Origin of the sequence: Nitrosomonas sp. GH22, assembly GCF_009833115.1 — a bacterium.
GTDB lineage: Bacteria > Pseudomonadota > Gammaproteobacteria > Burkholderiales > Nitrosomonadaceae > Nitrosomonas > Nitrosomonas eutropha.
Map to the genome: position 1 here is coordinate 1 of NZ_QRCA01000077.1, position 1,051 is coordinate 1,051.

Genomic DNA, 1,051 nt, shown 5'->3' on the forward strand with positions numbered 1-1,051 from the left:
TTCTGGAACGTGCCAGAATGTATGAAGAAGATCCTGCCCAGGTCAGAAAAATCATCGCTGAAGGGAGTGAAAAAGCCAACCAACTGGCGGAGGAAACCATGCGGGATGTCAGAGCGGCACTGGGAATTGGATATCAGCAATGAATAATATCTCCGGGAAAGTTTCTGCAGATACTGGAAATATACTGGACAACATTGCATTAATTGATCCAATCGCAAGAGTAGAAGGCATACCGCTACTGGAATTTCCGCAAGATCTGTATATTCCACCCGGGGCACTCCAGGTTTTTCTGGAAACGTTTGAAGGACCACTTGATCTGTTGCTTTACCTGATCCGCAAGCACAATCTGGAGATTCTCGATACTCCCATGGCCGAACTCACCCGGCAATATATTGCCTATGTCGAAACCATGCGTGTTGATCAATTTGAACTGGCTGCAGAATATCTACTCATGACTGCGCTGCTGATCGACATCAAATCTCGCATGCTGCTGCCGCGCCCGGTGACCGTCCAGGAAGAAGAAGCCGATCCCCGGGCAGAACTGGTACGACAACTCCTGGAATACGAACGGATCAAACAGGCTGCTATCCATATCCATAGCTTGCCAGTCGCTGGCAAGGATTTCATGCTGACTTCTGTTCAGGCCAATTTCTCTACCCGGAAACAGCTCCCCGATGTAAGTCCTCAAGACCTGTTTGACACTTGGCTTGCGCTGATAGAGCATCTCAAACTCAACCGTAACCACACCATCCATTACGAAACTCTCTCTGTACGTGCATGCATGAGTGAAATCCTGAGAAATCTGCAATCCCGGGACAGCGCCCCTTTTACCGAATTATTCAGTGATACCTCTAATATCCACAAGCTCGTAGCCAGTTTCCTCGCACTGCTGGAACTGGCCCGGGAAGCACTGGTTGATATTGTTCAGTCAGATCGTTTTGGAACAATTTATGTCCAACCCAGCCATTCCGATCGAGTCCGTTGAAGCACATCCGGTTCATTCACCGGATCAAATTGTCAGGATTATTGAAGCTGCACTGCTGACTGCATC

Annotated in this window: 1 protein-coding gene and 1 pseudogene; both read left to right on the plus strand. The window is 48.5% G+C overall.

Features of this window, described 5'->3' with window-relative positions:
- Window positions 1–143 (plus strand): annotated as a pseudogene (locus ABF86_RS13035) (tryptophan--tRNA ligase); the annotation flags it as partial.
- Entirely contained in the window at window positions 140–985 is an 846-nt protein-coding gene (locus ABF86_RS12400; RefSeq protein WP_160803665.1) for a ScpA family protein, read from the plus strand. The pseudogene ABF86_RS13035 and the gene ABF86_RS12400, both read left to right, overlap by 4 nt.
- Window positions 986–1,051 lie beyond the last annotated feature (66 nt).